This window comes from Caenimonas aquaedulcis, from assembly GCF_015831345.1.
Taxonomy (GTDB): domain Bacteria; phylum Pseudomonadota; class Gammaproteobacteria; order Burkholderiales; family Burkholderiaceae_C; genus Ramlibacter; species Ramlibacter aquaedulcis.
On the sequence record NZ_JADWYS010000001.1, the window covers coordinates 2648517 to 2670277 of the forward strand.

At 68.4% G+C, this 21761-nt stretch carries 21 protein-coding genes; 10 read left to right on the forward strand and 11 right to left on the reverse strand.

Going from position 1 to position 21761, the window contains the following annotated elements:
- Nucleotides 1–122: 122 nt before the first annotated feature.
- Both sucD and sucC read right to left on the reverse strand, forming a co-directional pair.
- Nucleotides 123–1016, reverse strand: a complete 894-nt coding sequence (gene sucD / locus I5803_RS12770; RefSeq protein ID WP_196986723.1) for a succinate--CoA ligase subunit alpha — start codon at nucleotides 1014–1016, stop codon at nucleotides 123–125.
- Between the two features lie 10 nt (nucleotides 1017–1026).
- On the reverse strand, nucleotides 1027–2196 hold the full coding sequence (sucC, locus tag I5803_RS12775) for an ADP-forming succinate--CoA ligase subunit beta (RefSeq protein ID WP_196986724.1): 1170 nt from the start codon (nucleotides 2194–2196) through the stop codon (nucleotides 1027–1029).
- A 158-nt stretch (nucleotides 2197–2354) separates the two neighbouring features.
- On the opposite strand from sucC, the gene argC reads away from it, so the two are divergent.
- Nucleotides 2355–3275, forward strand: coding sequence for an N-acetyl-gamma-glutamyl-phosphate reductase (gene argC / locus I5803_RS12780; protein ID WP_196986725.1), 921 nt, complete (start codon nucleotides 2355–2357; stop codon nucleotides 3273–3275).
- Here the strand turns inward: argC and I5803_RS12785 are convergent.
- The 4 genes from I5803_RS12785 to recA are packed head-to-tail and all read right to left on the reverse strand — an operon-like array spanning nucleotide 3253 to nucleotide 8674.
- Nucleotides 3253–6831 (reverse strand): tetratricopeptide repeat protein, encoded by a 3579-nt coding sequence (locus tag I5803_RS12785; RefSeq protein ID WP_196986726.1) that lies wholly within the window; start codon nucleotides 6829–6831, stop codon nucleotides 3253–3255. The two genes, argC and I5803_RS12785, sit on opposite strands and share 23 nt — an antisense overlap.
- A gap of 3 nt (nucleotides 6832–6834) precedes the next feature.
- Nucleotides 6835–7128 (reverse strand): hypothetical protein, encoded by a 294-nt coding sequence (locus I5803_RS12790; RefSeq protein ID WP_196986727.1) that lies wholly within the window; start codon nucleotides 7126–7128, stop codon nucleotides 6835–6837.
- Nucleotides 7129–7160: 32 nt separating this feature from the next.
- Complete coding sequence (recX, locus tag I5803_RS12795) at nucleotides 7161–7616, reverse strand: recombination regulator RecX (RefSeq protein ID WP_196986728.1); 456 nt, start codon at nucleotides 7614–7616, stop codon at nucleotides 7161–7163.
- A 5-nt stretch (nucleotides 7617–7621) separates the two neighbouring features.
- The gene (gene recA, locus I5803_RS12800) at nucleotides 7622–8674 is read right to left on the reverse strand and encodes a recombinase RecA (protein ID WP_196986729.1); all 1053 of its coding nucleotides are present in this window, start codon (nucleotides 8672–8674) and stop codon (nucleotides 7622–7624) included.
- Between the two features lie 167 nt (nucleotides 8675–8841).
- Between recA and I5803_RS12805 the strand changes: the two genes are divergently transcribed.
- Genes I5803_RS12805 through I5803_RS12815 form a run of 3 tightly spaced genes read left to right on the forward strand, consistent with a single transcriptional unit; the run spans nucleotide 8842 to nucleotide 11478 of the window.
- Nucleotides 8842–9327, forward strand: coding sequence for a MarR family winged helix-turn-helix transcriptional regulator (locus tag I5803_RS12805; RefSeq protein ID WP_196986730.1), 486 nt, complete (start codon nucleotides 8842–8844; stop codon nucleotides 9325–9327).
- Nucleotides 9328–9367: 40 nt separating this feature from the next.
- On the forward strand, nucleotides 9368–10042 hold the full coding sequence (locus I5803_RS12810; protein WP_196986731.1) for a response regulator: 675 nt from the start codon (nucleotides 9368–9370) through the stop codon (nucleotides 10040–10042).
- Nucleotides 10039–11478, forward strand: a complete 1440-nt coding sequence (locus I5803_RS12815; RefSeq protein ID WP_196986732.1) for a sensor histidine kinase — start codon at nucleotides 10039–10041, stop codon at nucleotides 11476–11478. The genes I5803_RS12810 and I5803_RS12815 overlap by 4 nt, the downstream gene beginning before the upstream one ends.
- Nucleotides 11479–11523: 45 nt before the next feature.
- Here the strand turns inward: I5803_RS12815 and I5803_RS12820 are convergent, their stop codons facing one another.
- The 4 genes from I5803_RS12820 to I5803_RS12835 are packed head-to-tail and all read right to left on the reverse strand — an operon-like array spanning nucleotide 11524 to nucleotide 14146.
- Complete coding sequence (locus I5803_RS12820; protein WP_196986733.1) at nucleotides 11524–12171, reverse strand: glutathione S-transferase family protein; 648 nt, start codon at nucleotides 12169–12171, stop codon at nucleotides 11524–11526.
- A 20-nt stretch (nucleotides 12172–12191) separates the two neighbouring features.
- Nucleotides 12192–12842: an SPOR domain-containing protein gene (locus tag I5803_RS12825; protein WP_196986734.1), complete on the reverse strand. Its 651-nt coding sequence runs from the start codon at nucleotides 12840–12842 to the stop codon at nucleotides 12192–12194.
- Nucleotides 12843–12845: 3 nt separating this feature from the next.
- Nucleotides 12846–13622, reverse strand: a complete 777-nt coding sequence (locus I5803_RS12830; RefSeq protein WP_196986735.1) for a biotin--[acetyl-CoA-carboxylase] ligase — start codon at nucleotides 13620–13622, stop codon at nucleotides 12846–12848.
- The gene (locus I5803_RS12835; RefSeq protein WP_231402406.1) at nucleotides 13622–14146 is read right to left on the reverse strand and encodes an SET domain-containing protein; all 525 of its coding nucleotides are present in this window, start codon (nucleotides 14144–14146) and stop codon (nucleotides 13622–13624) included. The genes I5803_RS12830 and I5803_RS12835 overlap by 1 nt, the downstream gene beginning before the upstream one ends.
- A gap of 134 nt (nucleotides 14147–14280) precedes the next feature.
- On the opposite strand from I5803_RS12835, the gene I5803_RS12840 reads away from it, so the two are divergent.
- Together I5803_RS12840 and I5803_RS12845 are read left to right on the forward strand one after the other, a co-directional pair.
- Nucleotides 14281–17226 carry a DNA topoisomerase III gene (locus I5803_RS12840; protein WP_196986736.1) on the forward strand — a complete coding sequence of 982 codons (2946 nt, stop codon included), beginning with the start codon at nucleotides 14281–14283 and terminating at the stop codon, nucleotides 17224–17226.
- Between the two features lie 9 nt (nucleotides 17227–17235).
- Nucleotides 17236–17643: a nuclear transport factor 2 family protein gene (locus I5803_RS12845; RefSeq protein ID WP_196986737.1), complete on the forward strand. Its 408-nt coding sequence runs from the start codon at nucleotides 17236–17238 to the stop codon at nucleotides 17641–17643.
- Here the strand turns inward: I5803_RS12845 and I5803_RS12850 are convergent.
- Nucleotides 17591–18808, reverse strand: coding sequence for an MFS transporter (locus I5803_RS12850; RefSeq protein ID WP_196986738.1), 1218 nt, complete (start codon nucleotides 18806–18808; stop codon nucleotides 17591–17593). The genes I5803_RS12845 and I5803_RS12850 overlap by 53 nt on opposite strands.
- Nucleotides 18809–18963: 155 nt before the next feature.
- Between I5803_RS12850 and I5803_RS12855 the strand changes: the two genes are divergently transcribed.
- Genes I5803_RS12855 through I5803_RS12870 form a run of 4 tightly spaced genes read left to right on the forward strand, consistent with a single transcriptional unit; the run spans nucleotide 18964 to nucleotide 21742 of the window.
- Nucleotides 18964–19524, forward strand: coding sequence for a YbhB/YbcL family Raf kinase inhibitor-like protein (locus I5803_RS12855; RefSeq protein ID WP_196986739.1), 561 nt, complete (start codon nucleotides 18964–18966; stop codon nucleotides 19522–19524).
- A gap of 7 nt (nucleotides 19525–19531) precedes the next feature.
- Nucleotides 19532–20479 (forward strand): acyl-CoA desaturase, encoded by a 948-nt coding sequence (locus tag I5803_RS12860; RefSeq protein WP_196986740.1) that lies wholly within the window; start codon nucleotides 19532–19534, stop codon nucleotides 20477–20479.
- A 1-nt stretch (nucleotide 20480) separates the two neighbouring features.
- A complete protein-coding gene (locus I5803_RS12865) occupies nucleotides 20481–20738 on the forward strand; it encodes a hypothetical protein (RefSeq protein ID WP_196986741.1) in 258 nt (85 codons plus the stop codon).
- Nucleotides 20735–21742: an SRPBCC family protein gene (locus tag I5803_RS12870; protein ID WP_196986742.1), complete on the forward strand. Its 1008-nt coding sequence runs from the start codon at nucleotides 20735–20737 to the stop codon at nucleotides 21740–21742. The genes I5803_RS12865 and I5803_RS12870 overlap by 4 nt, the downstream gene beginning before the upstream one ends.
- The last annotated feature ends 19 nt before the right edge of the window (nucleotides 21743–21761 follow it).

Here is a 21761-nt window from a genome sequence, read left to right on the forward strand (position 1 = left end):
GCTTGTCTCTCCAGCGCGTTGTTAGGCATGAAAAGCGCCCCAGAACGGTGGTCGTGGGGCGCTTTCTTTTCTTCAACGCGCAGTGTAAGCGCGTCGGGCTGCAGTCAGGTTCGTAATTCTGCTTACAGCAACGCCTTCAGCAGCTTGGCCATCTCCGACGGGTTGCGCGTGACCTTGAAGCCGCACTCTTCCATGATGGCGAGCTTGGCGTCGGCGGTATCGGCGCCGCCGGAGATCAGCGCGCCGGCGTGGCCCATCCGCTTGCCCGGAGGCGCCGTGACGCCTGCGATGAAGCCGACGATCGGCTTTTTCATGTGGTCCTTGCACCAGCGGGCGGCGTCCGCCTCGTCGGGGCCGCCGATCTCGCCGATCATGATGACGGCGTCCGTTTCCGGATCGTCGTTGAAGGCCTTCATCACGTCGATGTGCTTCAGGCCGTTGATCGGGTCGCCGCCGATGCCCACGGCGCTGGACTGGCCCAGGCCGATTTCGGTGAGCTGCGCCACGGCTTCGTAGGTGAGCGTGCCCGAACGGGACACGACACCGATGCGGCCCTTGCGGTGGATGTGGCCCGGCATGATGCCGATCTTGATTTCGTCCGGCGTGATGAGCCCCGGGCAGTTGGGGCCGAGCAGCAGCGTCTTCTTGCCGCCCGCGGCTTCCTTGGCCTTCATCCGGTTGCGCACCTCGAGCATGTCCTTCACGGGAATGCCTTCGGTGATGCAGATGGCCATGTCGAGGTCGGCCTCGACAGCTTCCCAGATCGCGGCTGCCGCGCCCGCCGGGGGCACGTAGATCACCGACACGTTGGCGCCGGTCTGGTTCTTCGCGTCCTTGACGGAGGCGAAGATCGGGATGTCGAAAATCTTCTCGCCGGCCTTCTTCGGGTTCACGCCCGCGACGAAGCAGTTCTTGCCGTTGGCGTATTCCTGGCACTTCTCGGTGTGGAACTGGCCGGTCTTGCCGGTGATGCCCTGGGTGATGACGCGCGTGTCTTTGTTGATGTAGATCGACATCTTGTTTTCCTTAAGCTGCTGCTTTGACCGCGGCGACGACCTTCTGCGCGGCCTCCGCCATCGTGTCGGCGCTGATGATCGGCAGGCCCGACTCGGCCAGCATCTTCTTGCCCAGCTCTTCGTTCGTGCCCTTCATGCGCACGACCAGCGGCACGGACAGGTTCACGGCCTTGCAGGCGGTGATGACGCCGGTGGCGATGGTGTCGCACTTCATGATGCCGCCGAAGATGTTGACCAGGATGGCCTTGACCTTCTTGTTCTTCAGCATGATCTTGAAGGCCTCGGTGACCTTCTCCGGCGTGGCGCCGCCGCCGACGTCCAGGAAGTTCGCGGGTTCCGCGCCGAAGAGCTTGATGGTGTCCATCGTCGCCATCGCCAGGCCGGCGCCGTTCACGAGGCAGCCGATGTTGCCGTCGAGGCTGATGTAGGCGAGGTCGAACTTGCTCGCCTCGACCTCGGCCGGGTCTTCCTCGTCGAGGTCGCGCAGGGCGACGATCTCGGGGTGGCGAAAGAGCGCGTTGCTGTCGAAGTTGAACTTCGAATCCAGCGCGGTGATGTTGCCCTTGCTGTCGCGGTTGAGCGGGTTGATCTCGACCAGGGACGCGTCGGTCTCCATGTAGCAGCGGTAGAGCTTCTTGAAGACGTCGACCGCCTGCGCGGTGGAGTCCGCGGGGATGCCGATGCCGTCCGAGATTTCCCTGGCCTGCGCATCGGTGATGCCGGCGATCGGGTCGACGAACACCTTGATGATCTTCTCGGGCGTCGAATGCGCGACTTCCTCGATGTCCATCCCGCCTTCGCTGGAGGCGATGAAGGCGATCTTCTGCGTCGCGCGGTCCGTGACGACCGACACGTAGTATTCCTTCTGGATGTCCGCGCCGTCCTCGATGTACAGGCGCCGCACCTTCTGCCCTTCGGGCCCGGTCTGGTGCGTCTTCAGCTGCATGCCCAGGATGTCGCCGGCCAGGCGCTTGACGTCGTCCACGGTCTTCGCGACCTTGACACCGCCGCCCTTGCCGCGCCCGCCCGCGTGGATCTGTGCCTTGACGACCCACACCGGGCCGCCGAGTTTCTGGGCGGCTTCCACCGCCTCCTGCACCGTGAAAGCCGGGATGCCGCGCGGAACGGGCACACCGAAGTTGCGCAAGATCTCCTTGCCTTGGTACTCGTGAATCTTCATGAGGTCTCTCTCGAGGAACGTGGGGGAATCGGCCCGGCGGCACCGCGGCCGCGCCGGGTGCGCGGCCTGCAGGAAGCGGTCTTCAACTGTATCATGGTGCAATGCACCAATCTGCGGCGTGCCTTACAGTGGCGCGAGCAGTTCCAACAGGACAAAAGATGCCCAAGGTCTTTATCGATGGCGAAGCCGGCACGACCGGCCTTCAGATCCGCGAACGGCTGGCCAACATGCCGCAGGTCGAAGTCGTGAGCATCGCGCCGGAGCTGCGAAAGGACCCGGCCGCCAAGCGCGCGCTGATGACCGGCGTGGACATGGTCATCCTGTGCCTGCACGACGACGCCGCGCGCGAAACCGTCGCGGTGATCGACGGGATCGAGCGCGAAACCGGCCGCAGCCCCCGCGTGATCGACGCGTCGACCGCCCACCGCACCGCCGAGGGCTGGGTCTTCGGCTTCCCTGAACTCGCCCCCGGCCAGCGCGAGGCCGTCGCGGCCGCGCGCCGCGTGAGCAACCCGGGCTGCTATTCCACCGGCGCGATCGCGCTGGTGCGGCCCCTGGTCGATGCGGGCATCATCCCGCGCGACTTCCCGCTGTACCTGCCGGCCGTCAGCGGCTACTCCGGCGGCGGGCGCAGCATGATCGAGGCCTACGAGAGCGGCGACGCCCCGGCCTTCCAGATCTACGGGCTGAACTTCAAGCACAAGCACCTGCCGGAAATCGTGAAGTACACCGGCCTCACCCGCCGCCCGATCTTCGTGCCGGCGGTCGGCAACTTCCGCCAGGGCATGCTGGTGCAGCTGGCGCTCCACCTGGATATGCTCCCGGGCAAGCCGGATCCGAAGGACCTGGAATCCGCGCTCGCCAGGCACTATGCCGGCAGCGAATGGGTGAGCGTGCAGCCGCCCACGGAAGACGGCCGCATCGACGCCCTGGCGCTCAACGACACCAACAAGATGGAGTTGCGCGTGTACGGCAGCGAGGAACAGCGCCAGGCCGTGCTGGTCGCGCGCCTGGACAACCTCGGCAAGGGCGCGAGCGGCGCCGCCGTGCAGAACCTCAGGCTGATGCTCGGGCTGTGAGGTCCGAGCGCACCCGCGCCAGCACCGACGTCCAATCGCCCTCGGTGGGCTGACGGTAGAGCCGCGCGGTCGGATACCACGGCGAATCCTCGCGCTCCAGCATCCAGCGCCAGTCCGGTGCGTACGCCTCCAGCACCCACACAGGCCGGCCCAGTGCGCCCGCCAGATGCGCGAACACGGTGTCCACCGTGACCACCAGGTCCAGCGCGCTCGCGAGCGCGGCAGTCTCCGCAAAAGTGCCGATCTCTTCGTCGAAGCGGCGCAGCTGCGTCCACTGCGCGAGCGCCTGCGCATCGCTTTCGCGCACCTGCGGCTGCAGGCTGATGAACTCGCATCCGGCCGCCTCCAGGGCGCGGAACGCCTGCAACGGGATCGAACGGTGGTGGTCGTTGTTGTACGACGCGTTGCCGGACCAGGACACCCCGACCTTGAGCAGGCCGCGGCCGTCGTCCAGGCGTTCGCGCCATTCCCGCACGCGCGCTTCGTCGGCGGTGACATAGGGAACCGCCGCGGGCAGGTTGGCGAGCGTGATGCCCAGCACGTGCGGCAGGCTCATCAGCGGGCACACGAAGTCGAAGGCCGGAATCTCCTGGCCGTCGTGCACCACCCGGCAGTTGGGCGCGAGGCCCGATGCCAGCGCGGCCAGTGACGGCGGGACGCGAAGCAGCACCGACTTCGCGCGGGCGGCCACGAGCGGCACGAAGCGAAGGAACTGGATCGCGTCGCCGAGCCCTTGCTCCGACAGCAGCAGGATCGAGCGCGCGGAGAGGTCTTCACCGCCTGTCCACCACGGCCGCCCGAACTGCGGCGGCCGGCCCTTGCGGCCTTGCGCGGCGGCATGCCAGCGCGATTCGTAGTGCGCCCACCCGGCGGCATAGTCGCCCAGCAGCAGGCTCCCCATCGCGCGGTTCCAGTGCAGGTCGGCGTCGCCGGGATGCAGCGCGAGGCCCTCGTCCGCGCAGGCGATCGCCTCGGGAATGCGCACCATCGCGGTCAGCACGACACCACGCACGATGAGCGTCTCGCGGTCCCCCGGACGCAGGCGCAGCGCTTCGTCGATTCGCTGCAGCGCCTCGTCGTGGCGCCCGAGTCGCGACAGTGCAGTCGCGCAAGGCACGAGGGTTTCCGGGGCGGGGCCGGCCAGGGCCAACGCCCGCTCGAACGATTGCAAGGCCTCGCGAGCCCGCCCGAGGTCCATCAGCACATTGCCCCGCCCCGACCAGGCAGCGGCGTTGCCGGGTTCGCGCGTGAGCACGGACTCGACCAGTTCCAAGGCTTGCGCATTGCGCTTCAGTGCGTGACATGCTTGCGCCACCACCAGGTCCGCGCCGCTGTCCTGCCGCAAGGCCTGCAGGCGCGTCGCCCAGGCCAGCATCTCGTCGTAGCGCGCTGCGCCGTGCAGCAACTTCGCCGCTTCCTCCATCGGCTCGGCGAAGTCGGCCTTGGATCGCACGGCCGATTCGAAAGATGCCACCGCATCGTCGACGCGGCCCATGTGCGCTTGCGCGCGGCCCAGCAGGAAGTGCGCATCGTGCGCGAACCCCTGCTCCGGATGCGGCAACGCCAGGGCCTGCGCGAGCTGGTGCGATGCCGCTGACGCATCGCCCTGCTCCAGCAGCACGAAGCCGAAGTTCAGCCGCGCGAGCGGGTCCCTCGGGTCCTGTGCGGCGGCCTGTCGATAGCACTCGCGCGCTTCGTCCAATTTCCATTCGCCGAGCGCCGCGTTGCCGCGCGCGATCCAGTCGACCTGCGGCACGGATGCGGGATTTGCACCGTCCAGGGACTGCAGGTCGCGCGCAACCCGCAGCAGCACGGGCGCCCAGTCGCCCGCGACTTGCTGGCGATACAGGCGCGCGGTGGGATACCAGGGCGAATCGTCACGCTCCAGCATCCAGCGCCAATCGGGGCAGAACGGCAGCAGAATCCACACCGGACGGCCCAGGGCGCCGGCCAGGTGCGCCACGCTGGTGTCGACCGTCACCACCAGGTCGAGCGCGGCGACCAGGGCCGCGGAGTCGGCGAAGTCGTTCACCGAACCGTCCACGCTCACCAGATGCGGCCAGCCGCGCAGCGCCTCGCGATCGGATTCGCGCATCTGCACCTGCAGGTTGACGAATTCGCACGCCGGGACCGCGATCGAGCGGAAGGCCGAAAGCGCAATCGACCGGTTGTGGTCGTTGCTGTGGCCGGGGTTGCCGGACCACACCACGCCGACCTTCTTGCGTCCGCTGCCATCGCCCAGTTTTCGGCGCCACGCTTCGACGCGTTGCGGGTCCGCCGTGAGGTAGGGCACCTGCGCGGGCAAAGTGGCGAGGGTGGTCCCCAGCCAGTGCGGCAGGCTCATCAACGGGCACTGGAAATCGAAGGGCGGCAGGACGCCTTCGGCCGGCAGGACCTTGATGTTGGGCGCGATGCCGCGCAACAGCGGCTCAAGCGGCGCGGGCACGTGCAGCCATACGGCCCTGGCGCGCGCAGCGACGGCCGGGAGGAAGCGCGCGAACTGGATCGTGTCGCCGAAGCCCTGCTCGGCGTACACCAGCAAAGTCCTGCCTTCCAGGTCCTCTCCTGCCCAACGCGGTTGCTGCGACGGCAGCTGGACGGCCTTGCGCCGCATCACGCTGCTGCGCCAACGCCATTCGTGTTCCGTCCAGCCGGCGTCCAGTTCGCCGAGCAGCAGCAAGGCGACGCCGAGGTTCCAGTGCAGGTCCGCGTCGGCGGGTTGCAGCCCGAGCCCGTGGCGCGCCATCTCCACCGCCTCGCGCACGCGCAACTGCTCGATCAGGATACCGACGCCGGCGCGCAAGGCGCCTGCATGGTCGGCTTGCAGTTCAAGGGCCTTGCGCACTTCGTCCAGCGCTTCGGCGGGGCGGCCCAGGCGCAGCAACGCGCCCGCCGCATGCACGAAACCATCGGGTGTCGGGCCCACGAGGGCCAGCACCTCCCGGAACGCGGCCAGCGCTTCCTCGCCGCGTCCGAGCTTGAGGTAGATGTGGCCGCGCCCGCGGATCGCATCCGCGGCTCGCGGACTCCCCGCCACGACCCCGTCGAGGATTTCAAGCGCCTCCTCGCTGCGCCCCGCGAAGTGCATCTCCTGCGCGATCAGCGTCGACGCCGCCGGCGACGGCTGCGCCGCCGCCAGCCGCTGCGCCCACTCCAGCGCCTCGGGGTAGCGCTGCGCCGCATGCAGCAGGTGCACCGCCTCTTCCATCGCCGGCGCGAAGCCGGGTTTCGCGGCGACGGCTGCTTCGAAATGCGCCAGCGCGGCGGCGTCGTCGCCCAGCAGCCGGCTCGCGCGGCCGAGCAGGAAGCGCAGGTCGTGCAGGAAGTTGTCGCCCTCGCCGCGCAGCGCCAGCGATTGCGTGAGGAGTTCGGCTGCGCCGCGCGCGTCGCCCTGTTCGAGCAGGGCGGCACCGCGAGCCAGCCGGCGGCCGGCCTCGGAGAGTTCACCGCCGGCATCCGGACCGTCCGATGGCAGCGGCGCTGCACGCCTCGCAGGATCGGCGCCGGAAGCATGGGCCAGGCGTCGCTCGAGCCAGCCTTGGAGGCGGGACAACATGCGCTACAGCCGGATCGTGAGCCAGTCGGTCAGCTCGGTAAGGTAGGCCTCGTCGCAGCCGCCGTCCTTGAGCGCCCAGAGGAAGGCGTTCGCGAGCTTGGACTTCTTGTAGAAATTGAGCGGTTCGCGCGCGCGGAACTCGCGCACGCGCAAATCGGCGCGGATCAGGATTTTCTCGGCCCGGACCGCGAACTTCGCCTCTCGCTTGCGGGCGGACCCGCTCAGCTCGGCGAGGATGAATTGGGCCAGTTCCTTGCCGAAGCGCTCCGCCTCAGCGGTGGCGAACCATTTGAACATCGTGGAGTGGGACGAAAGGACGGGAGCTCACTTTACCCCACGTCCTCCATCCCGCCGAGGACCCGGCGCACCGTGTCGCCGTCGAAGCCGCGAGCCGCGAGGAACCGGGCCTGCCGCCCGCGCTCCGATGCATCGGCGGGCAATTCGTCGAACTTGCGGCGCCACACCTCGCGCGCGCGCTGCAACTCGGTCGCGCGCAGCGCCGCCACGGATTCGGCCACGAGGTCCGCGTCCAGCCCCTTGCCCTGCAACTCGATGCGGATGCGCGCCGCGCCGAGCTTGCCCGCACGCCGGTGCACCAGCGACTCGGCCACGCGCCGGTGATCGATGAAGCCCTTGGCCTGCAGGTCATCCAGCACGCGGCGCAGCTGGCCCGGCTCTTCCTCGTGGCCCGCAAGCTTGCGCTCGAGCTCCGGGCGCGAATACTCGCGGCCGGAGAGCAGGCGCAGCGCACGGCCCTTGAGCGACAGCGGGGGCGCGCCGCGCAAGGCGATTACTCCGCTTCGGCGTCCGCCGGCAGCAGCGGGATGCCCAGGGAGTCGCGCACCTTGTTCTCGATCTCGCGGGCGAGCTCGGGGTTCTCGCGCAGGAACTCGCGCGCATTGTCGCGGCCCTGGCCGATTTTCTCGCCGTTGTAGGCGTACCAGGCGCCGGACTTCTCCAGGACGTGGGCGGTGACGCCCATGTCGATGATCTCGCCGTGGCGGCTGATGCCCTCGCCGAAGAGGATGTCGAATTCCGCCGTCTTGAACGGGGGCGCGACCTTGTTCTTCACGACCTTGACCTTGGTCTCGTTGCCGATGGACTCCTCGCCCTTCTTGATCGTGCCGGTGCGGCGGATGTCCAGGCGCACGGAGGCGTAGAACTTCAGCGCGTTGCCGCCGGTGGTGGTTTCGGGCGAGCCGAACATCACGCCGATCTTCATGCGGATCTGGTTGATGAAGATGACCATGCAGTTGGTCTTCTTGATCGTGGCGGTGAGCTTGCGCAGGGCCTGGCTCATCAGGCGCGCCTGCAGGCCGGGAAGCGAATCGCCCATCTCGCCTTCGATTTCGGCCTTGGGCGTGAGCGCCGCGACCGAGTCGATGACGATCAGGTCCACGGCGCCCGAGCGCACGAGGCTGTCGCAGATCTCGAGCGCCTGCTCGCCGGTGTCGGGCTGGCTGATGAGCAGGTCCGACAGGTTGACACCGAGCTTCTGCGCATACTGCACGTCCAGCGCGTGCTCCGCGTCGATGAAGGCGCAGGTGCCGGCCTGGCGCTGCATCTCGGCGATGACCTGCAGCGTGAGCGTGGTCTTGCCGGAGGACTCCGGGCCGTAGATCTCGATCACGCGGCCGCGCGGCAGGCCGCCGACGCCCAGCGCGATGTCCAGGCCCAGCGAGCCGGTGGAGACCACCTGGATGTCCTCCAGCTTCTCGCCTTCGCCGAGCCGCATGATGGTGCCCTTGCCGAACTGCTTGTCGATCTGGGCCAGGGCGGCCTGCAGGGCCTTGGTCTTTTCGCTGTCGGCTGCGATGCGGGTGCCTTTGACTTGAGCGTCCATGGAATCTCCTTGTGGATCAATAGGTTAGGTGCGTCGATCCAGTGGGTGTAATCACAGGCTGGATGCTTGACCAGTACTCTAACGCGACAGGTCGGCAGAAGTAAACGGATTTTTTCGTCAGTTTGCCTTACGATCTAACTGTGACGGAAATCACATCGAACCCAGCCATGGACGGCAGTTGGCGGCTCACCCACCTGGGCCGGCTGCTGGGCCATGCCGGACGCCGCTTCGACCAGCGCGTGCTCAACCTCATGGCCGACAACGTCGAAGTCCCGCTCGCGCTCGCCAACCTCGCCGCGCGTGCGCAGGTGAGCGCGGCGCACATCCACGTCACCCGGCACCTCGCGCTGGAAGGCTCGCGGCTCACCGACCTCGCCCAGAGCGCCGGCATCAGCAAGCAGGCGATGGGCGACCTCGTGGACCAGTGCGAAGCCTGGGGCCTCGTCACGCGCGAGCCCGACCCCGTGGATGCGCGCGCGCGGCGCGTGTGCTTCACCCCCACCGGCCTCGCCTGGCTCGGCGCCTTTCGCGACGCGGTCGCGCAGGCCGAGGCGGAGTTCCGCGCGGAGGTCGGCGACGAGGTTGCCGCGGTGGTCGCGATCGGGCTGGAAGCGTATGCCGGCGCGTGGAGCACGACGCCTTCGCAGCGATAGTGCGCGCCTACAATCATCCGGATAACAGCAGGAGACACCCATGAGGATTCTGATCGCCGAAGACGACCAGGTGCTCGCCGACGGGCTGCTGCGATCGTTGCGCGCGTCGGGCGCCGCGGTGGATCACGTCGCGAGCGGCACCGAAGCCGACGCCGCGCTCATGACCAACAACGAGTTCGACCTGCTGATCCTCGACCTCGGCCTGCCCAAGCTGCATGGACTCGAAGTGCTGCGCAAGCTGCGCGGCCGCGGCTCGTCGATGCCGGTGCTGATCCTCACCGCCGCCGACGGCGTGGAAGAGCGCGTGAAGGGCCTCGACTACGGCGCCGACGACTACATGGCCAAGCCCTTCAGCCTGCAGGAGCTCGAAGCGCGCGTGCGCGCGCTCACGCGGCGCGGCATGGGCGGCACCAGCAGCACGATCAAGCACGGCCCGCTCGTGTACGACCAGGCGGGGCGCGTCGCGACCATCGACGGCAAGATGGTCGAGCTCTCCGCGCGCGAGCTGGGCCTGCTCGAAGTGCTGCTGCAGCGCGCCGGCCGCCTCGTGAGCAAGGACCAGCTCGTCGAGCGCCTGTGCGAGTGGGGCGAGGAGGTGAGCAACAACGCGATCGAGGTGTACATCCACCGCCTGCGCAAGAAGATCGAGAAGGGCCCGATCCGCATCGCCACCGTCCGGGGCCTGGGCTACTGCCTCGAAAAAATCCCGGCGTGAAGATTTTCCAGCGCGAGCAGCGCTCCCTTTTCGGCGAGATCCTCGACTGGATGCTCACGCCGCTGCTGCTGCTGTGGCCTGTGAGCCTCGCGCTCACCTGGCTCGTGGCCCAGAGCATCGCGGGCAAGCCCTTCGACCGCGCGCTGGAGTTCAACGTGCAGGCGCTCGCGCAGCTCGTCACGGTGCAGAGCCAGCGCGTCGTGTTCAACCTGCCGCAACCGGCGCGGGAACTGCTGCGCGCGGACGACTCCGACCTCGTCTACTACCAGGTGCTCGGGCCCGGCGGCGAATTCCTCTCGGGCGAACGCGACTTCCCGCATCCGCCCGAGGAGGAAACACCCGTGCCGGGCGAAACGCGGTTGCGCGACGAGGAGATGCGCGGCCTCGACGTGCGTGTGGCTTACACCTGGGTCCGCCTGGAACTGCCCGGCGCGCCGGTGTCGCTGGTGCAGGTGGCGGAGACGCGCGAGAAGCGCTCCGTGCTCGCCACGGAGATCATCAAGGGCGTGATGCTGCCGCAGTTCGTCATCCTGCCGATGGCGGTGCTGCTCGTGTGGCTCGCGCTCGTGCGCGGCATCAAGCCCCTGTCGCAGCTGGAGGAGCGCATCCGCGCCCGCAAGCCCGACGACCTGAGCCCGCTGGACGACAAGACCGTGCCGCTCGAGGTGGCGCCGCTCGTGTCGTCGGTGAACGACCTGCTCACGCGCCTGAAGGATTCGATCGCGACGCAGAAGCGTTTCCTCGCGGACGCCGCACACCAGCTGAAAACGCCGCTCGCGGGCCTGCGCATGCAGGCCGACCTCGCGCAGCGCGAGCAGTTCAACGCCGAGGAGCTCAAGCAGTCGCTCAAGCAGATCGGCCGGTCCAGCATCCGCGCGACGCACACCGTCAACCAGCTCCTGGCGCTGGCGCGCGCGGAGAGCAGCGGCCAGTCGATCGCGCGGCAGCCCTGCGACCTCGCGGCGCTCACCATGGAGACCGTGCGCGATTTCCTGCCCCGCGCGCTGGAGCGCCATATCGACCTCGGCTACGACGGCGCGCAGCCGGGTGCGCCGGGCGCGACGCTGCAGGGCAACCCGACGCTGCTCAAGGAGTTGATCCGCAACCTGATCGACAACGCCATCGCCTACACGCCCTCCGACGCGCAGCACCCCGGCGTGGTGACGGCCCGCGTGCTGGCCGACCCGTACGGCCAGGTGCTCGTGCTGCAGGTGGAAGACTCGGGCCCCGGCATTCCCGCGAGCGAGCGGGAGCTGGTGCTGCAGCCCTTCTACCGCTCGCTGGGCACCAACGTCGACGGCTCGGGCCTGGGCCTGCCCATCGTGCTGGAAATCGCGCGTCAGCACGCGGCGACCCTCGAACTCGAAGATGCGCACCCGGGGGTCACGCCACCGGGGACGCGCGTCAATGTTCGGTTCGTGCTGTCACCAGCGTAGTGGCACGCAGCAATCAATGCCGACTTGGCCGGACGCAGAATCCGACTATGCCTTGTACACGTTCAACTGCAGCCGCTCGCGCTCGATCGCCCGGGCAACGCCCGGCAAGGCGGCCACGCGCTGCACCAGTGCCCATAGCGCCGGATAGCCTTGCGGGTCGTAGCCGGCGAAGCCGCCCCAGCGCAGCAGCGTGAGCGCGTACGCATCCAACGGGCCGAAGCGCTCGCCGCCGAGGAAGCCCGCGCCCGCCTGCACCGCCATCGCCTCGAGCTCGGCCAGCATGCCGCCGTACAGCTTCGCGCCATGGGTCTTCACCGCCGCCTGCGCCTGCGCGTCGTCGCTGAATTTGTGGGGCATGAACACGTGCGTGAACGTGGGATGCACGGTGTTGTTCATCCACGCCAGCGTCTCGAGCACGCGGGTGCGCGCGAGCGGGTCGCGCGGCAGGAAGCCGGCGTCCGGAAACTTCTGGTCGAGGTGATTCACGATCGCCACGATCTGCGTGATCACCTGGTCGCCGTCCACCAGCACCGGCACCTGGCCGCGCGGGTTGATCGCCTTGTACTCGGGCGTGAGGTTCTCGCCCTTGTGCAGCTTCACCAGCGCCGGTTCGAAGTCGGCGCCGGCGGTTTCCAGCAGGGTGTGCGGGACGAACGAACACGCGCCGGGCGCGAAGTACAGCTTGAGCGTCATGGGGGTCTCCTTGTGGGGGTTCAGCGGCAGGCGCGCAGGGTCCGGGAGCCCAGCGCGGTCTTCAGGTCGTCCAGGCGGGGGCGCAGGCTGTCGTCCACGGCCGGCAGGCGCAGCACCTGGCCGCGCACTTCTTCGCGTTCCAGCACCACCTTGGCGGTGCGCACGCCGCGGCTCGCCAGCGCTTCGAGCTGCTGCTTCGCCGCGGCTTCCGTCGGATAGCCGCCCAGCGACAGGCCGGGCTCGAGCGACGGGTTGATCAGGGACTCGAAGGAGATGCCCAGCTGGCGAAGCTCGGCCTTCTTGCGGCTCACGTTCTCGGCGCTCGGGTATTTGCCCATGTAGACGATCCAGCGCGGGGGCTCCACCCCGCCCTCGAAGGCCCAGGAGCCCGCGGGCCAGCCGTCCATCGCGAGCTTCAGGCTCGCCGTCTGCGTGTCGTCGAAGAGGCCTGCCTGCAGGCACTCGGGCGCGCGTGCCAGGGTGGATGCCTCGATCCGCTTGGCCTCGTCGCTCGCGACCAGGCGAATTGCCTGCGGCCGCAGCTGCTGCTCCACGCGATGCGGCTCGGATTGCTGCGCGGGCGCGATGCCCCAGGGCGCGAGCAGGTTCTGCGACCAGGCGTAGTAGCCCGCGTTGGCGAGCAGGAGCGCGAGCACGACGAGGCGCAGCATGAGTCAGGCGCCGGGGCCGCTGCCGGCCGCGCGGACGCTCACGTCGGAACTGGTCACTGTCTTCATGCCGCCGGAAGTATGCACGAGCAGCGCGCCCGTCTCGCAGGCTCCATGCGCGGTGCCTGCCGTGCCGTCGCTCAGCACCACCGGCCGGTCGCGCAGGGCATCCCGGGCATTGAAGCGCGCCTGGAACGGTGCGAAGCCGAAGGTCTCGAAGGCGAGCACCGTCCGCACGAGCGGCACCGCGATCCGCATGAGCGCCTCCGGGGCGGTCGCGTCCGGCCAGACCTCCTGCAGCCAGGCCGGCGGCGTGGACAGCCCGGCGGCCTCCCGCGGCTCGATGTTGATGCCCACGCCGACGACGGCATAGCGCCGCGCGTCGCGCCCGTCGCCGAAGCTGGCCGTCTCGATCAGGATGCCGGCGAGCTTGCGGTCCGAGAGCCACAGGTCGTTGGGCCATTTGAGCCGGATGGACGGATGCAGGCTCTCGGCGAGGCTCGCCCCCACGGCGAGCGACAGGCCCGACCAGTCGGAGGGCGCCAGGGGGAAGCCGAAGGAGCAGGTCAGCGAGGCCCCCGCGCTGCTGGACCAGTCCCGGCCCAGCCGGCCCCGCCCGGCGGTCTGCTGTTCAGCCACGAGCAGCACGGGCTCCAGCTGCCCGGCGCGGGCCCGGCGCATGAGCTCGGTATTGGTCGAGCCGATCTCGGGAAGGACCTCGACAGTGAAGCCGGGCAGCAGGGGCGCGACCGCCTCCCAGAGCGCTTCACCCTGCCAGATCATTACCTGCGCTTGGGCGCAAGCAGGGTGCCGCGGCAGTTGCGCGAGCCGCACCAGCAGGGGTACTCGGCCTTCAGCTTGGGCGTGTAGCGCTCGTCGATGATGAGGCCGTAGTCATAGTTGAGCTCCTCGCCCGCGCGGATGTTGCGCAGGGCCTTGATGAAGACCCGGCCGTCCTCCTCGTCCGCCTCGCAGTTCGGGTCGCAGGAGTGGTTGATCCAGCGCGACGAATTACCGCCGACCTTGGCGTCGATGACCCGCTTTTCGTCCACATGGAAGTAAAAGGTATGGTTCGGGTCCTTGGGGTCGTGCGGGTGGCGGCGCTGGGCGGCCTTCCAGGTGATGATTTCGCCCACATATTCGATGATGGTTTCGCCCTCGGCGATATCCTGCACGGCGAACACCCCCTTGCCGTGTACCCCGGAACGCCTCACCTGGATCCGGCGGGAGCCGGCTTTTTTGTCCGCTGCGGAGGCTGCCGGGCCGGCCGCCTCGGTAACCCTGCCATTGACCGCTTTTTCTGACATGCCGAAAAACCTGTTAATTTGAATATGCACACGTGCGCGTGCGCGTGCGCGCGCGAGAGAAGCGTTCGATTGTAAGGACGCGGGGAACCTTCCGAGGCCTCCGCGTCACAGAAAAGATTGATAGAAGAGCATCCATGCCCAAGACCCTCGTCATCGCCGAGAAGCCTTCCGTCGCGCAGGACATCGTCCGCGCGCTGACGCCCGTGGCCGGCAAATTCGACAAGCACGACGAATACTTCGAGAGCGAGAACTACGTCGTCACGAGCGCCGTCGGCCACCTCGTGGAGATCCAGGCGCCCGAGGAGTTCGACGTGAAGCGCGGCAAGTGGAGCTTCGCGCACCTGCCCGTGATCCCGCCGTACTTCGATTTGAAGCCCGTGGACAAGACCAAGTCGCGGCTGAACGCGGTGGTCAAGCTCGCCAAGCGCAAGGACATCGGGGACCTGGTCAACGCCTGCGACGCGGGCCGCGAGGGTGAGCTCATCTTCCGCCTGATCGAGCAGTTCGCGGGCGGCGCCAAGCCCCTGGGCAAGCCCGTGCGGCGCCTGTGGCTGCAGTCCATGACGCCGCAGGCCATCCGCGAAGGCTTCGACGCCCTGCGCAGCGACAAGCAGATGGCGGGCCTGGCCGACGCCGCGCGCTCGCGGTCCGAGGCCGACTGGCTCGTGGGCATCAACGGCACGCGCGCCATGACGGCCTTCAATTCGCGCGACGGCGGCTTCTTCCTCACGACCGTGGGCCGCGTGCAGACGCCGACGCTGGCCGTGGTGGTCGAGCGCGAGGAGCAGATCCGCAAGTTCGTCAGCCGCGACTACTGGGAAATCCACGCGACCTTCCTGGCCGAGGCGGGCGAGTACACCGCCAAGTGGATCGACACGAAGTGGAAGAAGAACGCCGACGACGCCGAGCTGAAGGCCGACCGCGTCTGGTCCCAGCGCGAAGCGCAGGAGATCGCCGATGCGGTGCGCGGCAAGGCCGCGAGCGTCACCGAGGAATCGAAGCCGACGACGCAGGCATCGCCGATGCTCTTCGACCTCACTTCCCTGCAGCGCGAGGCGAACGGCCGCTTCGGCTATTCGGCCAAGACCACGCTCTCGATCGCGCAGAGCCTCTACGAACGCCACAAGGCGCTCACCTACCCGCGTACCGATTCGCGCCACCTGCCCGAGGACTACGTGGCCGTGGTGAAGAACACCATGGGCACGCTCGCCGACAGCGGCATGAAGCACCTTGCCCCCTTCGCGAAGCAGGCGATCGACGGCAACTACGTCAAGCCGACCAAGCGCATCTTCGACAACGCCAAGGTGTCGGACCACTTCGCGATCATCCCCACGCTGCAGGCGCCCAGCGGGCTGTCGGACGCGGAGCAGCGCGTGTACGACCTCGTCGTGCGGCGCTTCCTCTCGGTCTTCTTCCCGAGCGCGGAATACCTCGTCACCACGCGCATCACGCAATCGGTGGGCCACAGCTTCAAGACCGACGGCAAGGTGCTGGTCAAGCCGGGCTGGCTCGCGATCTGGGGCAAGGAAGCCGACGTGGAAGGCGAGGAGAACAGCAAGACGCTCGTCGCGGTGAAGCCGGGCGAGATGGTGCGCGCGGAAGTCGTCGAGCCCAAGGGCCTGAAGACGCGCCCGCCCGCACGCTACTCGGAAGCGACGCTGCTGGGCGCGATGGAAGGCGCGGGCAAGCTCGTGGACGACGACGAGCTGCGCGAGGCGATGCAGGAGAAGGGCCTGGGCACGCCCGCGACGCGCGCCGCGACGATCGAGGGCCTCATCAACGAGAAGTACATGTTCCGCGAGGGCCGCGAGCTGATCCCGACGGCCAAGGCCTTCCAGCTCATGACGCTGCTGCGCGGCCTGGGCGTGGAGGAGCTCTCCAAGCCCGAGCTCACCGGCGAGTGGGAATACAAGCTCGCGCAGATGGAACACGGCAAGCTCTCGCGCGAGGAATTCATGCGCGAGATCGGCGAGATGACGAAGCACATCGTCAAGAAGGCCAAGGAATACGACCGCGACACGGTGCCGGGCGACTACGCCACGCTCAAGACGCCGTGCCCCAATTGCGGCGGCATCGTGCGCGAGAACTACCGCCGCTTCACCTGCGTCGGCAAGAGCGGCACGGGCGAGGACGCCTGCGGCTTCTCCTTCGGCAAGACGCCGGCGGGCCGCACCTTCAGCGCCGAGGAAGTCGAGCAGCTGCTGCGCGACAAGCACATCGGCCCGCTGGACGGCTTCCGCTCCAAGGCGGGCTGGCCCTTCACCTCCGAGATCATCCTCAAGTACAACGAGGAGGAAAAGAACTGGAAGCTGGAGTTCGACTTCGGCAACGAGCAGGACCCGGCCGAGACGGGCGAGATCATCGACTTCAGCGCGCAGCAACCGCTGGGCCCGTGCCCGAAGTGCGGCGGGCGTGTCTTCGAGTTCGGCAAGAACTACGTCTGCGAGAAGTCCGTGCCCACCCCGCAACAGGCGGTGCCGACCTGCGACTTCAAGACGGGCCAGGTGATCCTTCAGCAGCCGGTGGAACGTTCGCAGATGGAGAAGCTGCTCTCCACCGGCAAGACCGACCTGCTCGACAAGTTCGTCTCCATGCGCACGCGCCGCGCGTTCAAGGCCTTCCTCGTGTGGAACAAGGAAGAGGGCAAGGTGACCTTCGAATTCGCGCCCTCGAAATTCCCGCCGCGCAAGACGGCCGCGGGCAAGACGCCGGTGGCGCGCGAACCCGCCGCGAAGTACGCCGCGGGCAAGACGGCAGCGAAGAAGGCCCCGGCGGCGAAGAAATCTCCGGCCGCCAAGAAGGCAGCGCCGGCGAAGAAGACGGCGGCACCCAAGGCGCCTCGCAAGACCGGCGCCGGCCTCAAGCCCAGCGCCGAACTCGCCGCGGTGATCGGCGCCGACAACGTCGCGCGCACGGAAGTGATCAAGAAGCTGTGGGACTACATCAAGGCGAACGGGTTGCAGGACGCCACCAACAAACGCGCGATCAACGCGGACGCGAAGCTGCTGCCCGTCTTCGGCAAGCCGCAGGTGACGATGTTCGAGCTGGCCGGCATTGTCGGCAAGCACCTGACTGCATAGGGCGCGGCCATGCCATCGGCGCAGACCCTGGAACGATTCATCGCGCGGGTCGAATCCAACGCGCACGTCGAGGCGATCGAGGAGTTCTACACCGCGTCCGCCACGATGCAGGAGAACTTCGAGCCGCCGCGCGTGGGCCGCGATGCGCTCATGACGCATGAAGCGAAGGCCCTCGCCCGGGCGGCGTCCGTCACGTCGGAATGCGTGCGCCCGGTCTTCGTGAACGGTGACCGTGTCGTCATCCGCTGGATCTTCGTCTTCACCTGGAAAGACGGCACGCAGGGCCGCATCGAGGAACTCGCGTACCAGCGCTGGGAGGGCGAGAAGATTTCGCAGGAGCAGTTCTTCTACGACCCGAAGCAGTTCAGGCCGGCTGCGGCACCCGCCGCAGCTCGTGCAGGCTCGACCACAGGATGACCACGAACTGAAGCACGAAGCCCGCGAACGCCAGCAGCAGGCACGCGGGCTCTCCCCATGCGGCGCCGACGATGCCGCCGAGCAACGCACCGACGGGGCGTGAGCCCGCATTCACGGTGAGGAACACCGAGGACACGCGCCCCAGCATCGCCCCGGGCGTGATGCTCTGGCGCAGTGTCGTGCTGGTGATGGTCCAGATGATGGGCCCGGCGCCGAAGAGGAAGAATGCGCTGCCTGCGAGCCAGCCCGACGGCACGACGAGCGTCGCGGCCATCGCGCCCGCCGCGAACACCGACGTCGCGGGGCCGAACTGGATCGCGCGGCCGAAGGCCATCGCACCGACGATGCGCGGTGCCAGCAGGGCGCCCACGACCATGCCCGCGCCGTAACAGCCCATGGTGACACCGACGGCCTGCGCGCTTAGCCCCAGTGCGCGGACCGCATAGGGCACGTATGCGGCCTGCAGCACGAACCACGAGATATTCCACGCAAGGCCGCACAGCAGTATCGGCCGCAGGTAGGGCTGGCGCCACACGAAGCGCGCGCCGTCCTGGACTTCCAGCCACGGGTGGCGCGCGGCGCCGCGCTCGCGCACCGGTTCGCGCAGGCGCCAGAGAAGCAGGACGGCCGATGTGGACAGCAGCATCGCCAGCACGAACGCCATGGACGCCCCGGCCCACGCGACGAGCGCCCCCGCCAGCGCGGGGCCGCCCGCGTAGGCGGCGCTGCGCGCGAGCTCCAGGCGCCCGTTGGCGCGCGCGAGCATGTCGCGGGGCACCAGCGAGGGAACGAGCGCCGGCGCGGCCACGCTGAAGCCCACCGTGCCCACGGCGCCCAGGAAGCCGAGGATGGCGAGGCCCGCGATCGAGAGCTGCCCCGACATCACCATCGCCAGCAGGCCGAGCAGCGAGACGGCGCGCAGCGTCTCCGCCAGCATCATCAGGCGCTGGCGCGACATGCGGTCCGCCAGCAGCCCGAGCGGGATCGACAGCAGCAGGAAGGGCATCGTCTGCACCGCGGCCAGCGTGCCGATCTCGCCGGGGCCGGCGCCGAGCGCCAGCACGGCGACGAGCGGCACCGCGGCCAGGCTCAATTGCTCCGCGGATTGCGCGGCGAGGTTGGACCAGGCGAGGGAGAGAAAGGGGCGGGGCAGGACGGCGGACATGCAGGCGGGTTCCTTGGAGCAGGCGTCATGATGCGCGTGCCGCCCGGTTGGCGCTGGCCGTTTCCGGACAGGCCATTCGCAGGGCGTGCGCGACTGGCAAATCGTGCCGATCCGTAGCATCATCCGCTCCCTCACTTCAACTCGAGGAGACGCGCATGAACAAGACCCTCGCCGCCGCCGCCCTGCTGGGCGCCTCGGCCCTCGCGCAGGCCGCCGGCTTCGCGCTGACCAGCCCGGACGTCAAGGCCGGGGCGATGATGGACAGGAAATTCGAGTTCAACGGCTTCGGCTGCGCGGGCGAGAACAAGTCGCCCGCGCTCAAGTGGACCGGCGCACCGAAGGACACCAAGAGCTTCGCCGTCACCATGTACGACCCCGACGCGCCCACGGGCTCGGGCTGGTGGCACTGGTCCGTCGTGAACATCCCCGCCGCGACCACCGAGCTACCGGCCAATGCCGGCGCGGCCGGCGGCGCGAACCTGCCCAAGGGCGCGACGCAGGTGAAGAGCGATTACGGCAGCGCGGCCTGGGGCGGCGCCTGCCCGCCAGAGGGCGACAAGCCGCACCGCTACGTCTTCACCGTGTTCGCCCTCAAGACCGACAAGCTGGACATCCCCGCCGACGCGAGCCCGGCGCTCGCGGGCTTCATGGTGAACGCCAACACGATCGCCAAGGCGAGCTTCACGGCGAAGTACGGCCGGGCGAAATCGAAGTGACACACGGATGACGACCACACCAGACCCGTACAAAGTCAATTCGCTGATCCTGCGCCCCGACGTCGATCCGGTGGCCGGCCACGTCAGGTGGGCCCCTGCGCGTTCGCTATGGAATGGCGCAATGCTCCTCGGCGCCCTAGTCCTCGGCCCGCTGTACTTCACATGGGGCGCGTTCGCCGTCTTCCTGGGCTTGAGCGCGGTGACCTTGTGCACCGGGCATTCCGTAGGATTCCACAGGCGTCTCGTGCACCGCAGCTTCAAGTGCCCCAAATGGGTCGAGCGCGCACTGGTGTGGTCGGGCACTGCCGTGGGCATGGGCGGGCCGTTGTGGACGATACGCACGCACGACACGCGCGACTGGGCGCAGCGCCAGCCACGCTGCCACGACTACCTGGCGCACCGTCACGGCCTCCTCAAGGACGGCTGGTGGAACCTTCATTGCCGCCTCGTGTTCGATCGCCCGCCGGGCTTCGACCCGGGTCCCGGCATCGGGGACGATCCGTTCTATCGCTTCCTCGAGCGAACCTGGATGCTGCACCAACTTCCCATCGCCGCGATCCTGTACCTCGCGGGCGGCATTCCGTGGGTGGCGTGGGGCGTGTTCGTGCGGGTCGCGGCATGCACGACGATGCACTGGTTCATCTCCTATTTCGCGCACACGCGCGGCCCGCAAAGCTGGCTGGTCGATGGCGCCGGCGTCCAGGCCTTCGATGTGCCCATCGCCGCGATCCCGACCATGGGAGAGAGCTGGCACAACAATCACCACGCGTTCCCGGCGTCGGCTCGGCACGGCCTGTATCCCGGGCAATTCGACCCGGGCTATCGCTTCGTCCAGGTGCTGCAGGCGCTGGGGCTGGCCTGGGACGTGCAGTTGCCCGCGAACCTCCCGCCGCGTCACGGCATCACGCCCGTGCGCAGCGGCGCCGCCGACGTGACGCGCGCCGTGCGGCCGTGAGATGAGGCAACTGCCTTCCACGGTCAGAGACGCGCTTGCCGGCTTCTACGCGCGCCAGGACCTGCCGGGCGACGGCGGCAGCACGGCCGACCGCTGGGCCATTGCCCCGGCGTGCGTCCGTATCACGCTGCCCAACTTCGCATGGCGGGCGAAGGCGCTGCCCGTCCATGACCTGCACCACCTGCTGACGGGCTATGAATGCTCGCCTTGGATGACGATGCCGTTCGCCGCCCTGGCGCCTACCCTGGCTCTCGCATGACCGGGACGCCGACCGAGGACACCGGCGTCGCCACGACCCGCAAGACCTTGCCGTTTTCGAAGGCGTGGCCCATCGCGGCGGGCGCCTTGGCAGGCGTCGCGTTGCGGCTGATCTTTCTCGGCAAGGCGGGCCAGGCCTACGCGCCGATGATGGCCGCGTTCATCTACTGCGCGCCGATCCTGGTCGGCGCCGTGACCGTGTACGTGGCGGAGCGGGTTGCGCGCCGCAGCTGGGGCTACTACGTGTGGTCGGCTTTCCTCGCCAACTGCTTCTTCGTCCTCGGCACCTTGATGATCATGGTCGAGGGCCTGATATGCGCCGCGGTCATCATCCCGGTCTTCGCCGCCTTCGGAGCGCTGGGCGGGCTGGCGATGGGGCTGGTGTGCCGATTGACCCACTGGCCGAAGCAGACGCTCTACGTCGCGTGGGCGGTGCCGCTGCTCCTGGGCGCCCTGGAAACGCAGATCCCCCTGGCCGAACGCGTTCGCTCCGTCGAACAGACGCGGTTGATCGCGGCACCGCCCGAGCGCGTCTGGGCCGAGATCCAGACGGCTCGAGACATCCAGCCTTCGGAAGTCGAGGACGCGTGGTTCTTCCGTATCGGCGTGCCGCTGCCTCGCGCCGGCACGTCCCGCCTCGCCGGTGGGGAGCGCGTGCGCACACTGAGCCTGGGCAAGGAAGTGCACTTCGACCAGGTGGTGACGGATTGGGACGAGAACCGCCGCGTCCGGTGGAACCACCGCTATGCGCCGGACTCGTTTCCTCCCTACGCGCTGGATGAACACGTCGTGCTGGGCGGCCGCTACTTCGACATCACCAGCACGGAGTACCGCCTCCAACCGAAGGGCTCCGCGACCGAGCTGTCGGTGCGCATGGACTACCGAGTGAGCACGCCATTCAACTGGTACGCCGATCCCGTCGCCGGGGTGCTCCTGCGGAACTTCGAGGGCGTCTTGCTGAAGTTTTATGCAAGGCGCAGCGAAGCACTTCACCTGCACCCATAAAAAAGGGCCGCTTGCGCGG

Coding starts and splice junctions, on each gene's coding strand:
- sucD (WP_196986723.1), bottom strand. CDS start 1,016: ATGTCGATCTACATCAACAAAGACACGCGCGTCATCACCCAGGGCATC.
- sucC (WP_196986724.1), bottom strand. CDS start 2,196: ATGAAGATTCACGAGTACCAAGGCAAGGAGATCTTGCGCAACTTCGGT.
- argC (WP_196986725.1), top strand. CDS start 2,355: ATGCCCAAGGTCTTTATCGATGGCGAAGCCGGCACGACCGGCCTTCAG.
- I5803_RS12785 (WP_196986726.1), bottom strand. CDS start 6,831: ATGTTGTCCCGCCTCCAAGGCTGGCTCGAGCGACGCCTGGCCCATGCT.
- I5803_RS12790 (WP_196986727.1), bottom strand. CDS start 7,128: ATGTTCAAATGGTTCGCCACCGCTGAGGCGGAGCGCTTCGGCAAGGAA.
- recA (WP_196986729.1), bottom strand. CDS start 8,674: ATGGACGCTCAAGTCAAAGGCACCCGCATCGCAGCCGACAGCGAAAAG.
- I5803_RS12805 (WP_196986730.1), top strand. CDS start 8,842: ATGGACGGCAGTTGGCGGCTCACCCACCTGGGCCGGCTGCTGGGCCAT.
- I5803_RS12810 (WP_196986731.1), top strand. CDS start 9,368: ATGAGGATTCTGATCGCCGAAGACGACCAGGTGCTCGCCGACGGGCTG.
- I5803_RS12820 (WP_196986733.1), bottom strand. CDS start 12,171: ATGACGCTCAAGCTGTACTTCGCGCCCGGCGCGTGTTCGTTCGTCCCG.
- I5803_RS12825 (WP_196986734.1), bottom strand. CDS start 12,842: ATGCTGCGCCTCGTCGTGCTCGCGCTCCTGCTCGCCAACGCGGGCTAC.
- I5803_RS12830 (WP_196986735.1), bottom strand. CDS start 13,622: ATGATCTGGCAGGGTGAAGCGCTCTGGGAGGCGGTCGCGCCCCTGCTG.
- I5803_RS12835 (WP_231402406.1), bottom strand. CDS start 14,146: ATGTCAGAAAAAGCGGTCAATGGCAGGGTTACCGAGGCGGCCGGCCCG.
- I5803_RS12840 (WP_196986736.1), top strand. CDS start 14,281: ATGCCCAAGACCCTCGTCATCGCCGAGAAGCCTTCCGTCGCGCAGGAC.
- I5803_RS12845 (WP_196986737.1), top strand. CDS start 17,236: ATGCCATCGGCGCAGACCCTGGAACGATTCATCGCGCGGGTCGAATCC.
- I5803_RS12850 (WP_196986738.1), bottom strand. CDS start 18,808: ATGTCCGCCGTCCTGCCCCGCCCCTTTCTCTCCCTCGCCTGGTCCAAC.
- I5803_RS12855 (WP_196986739.1), top strand. CDS start 18,964: ATGAACAAGACCCTCGCCGCCGCCGCCCTGCTGGGCGCCTCGGCCCTC.
- I5803_RS12860 (WP_196986740.1), top strand. CDS start 19,532: ATGACGACCACACCAGACCCGTACAAAGTCAATTCGCTGATCCTGCGC.
- I5803_RS12865 (WP_196986741.1), top strand. CDS start 20,481: ATGAGGCAACTGCCTTCCACGGTCAGAGACGCGCTTGCCGGCTTCTAC.
- I5803_RS12870 (WP_196986742.1), top strand. CDS start 20,735: ATGACCGGGACGCCGACCGAGGACACCGGCGTCGCCACGACCCGCAAG.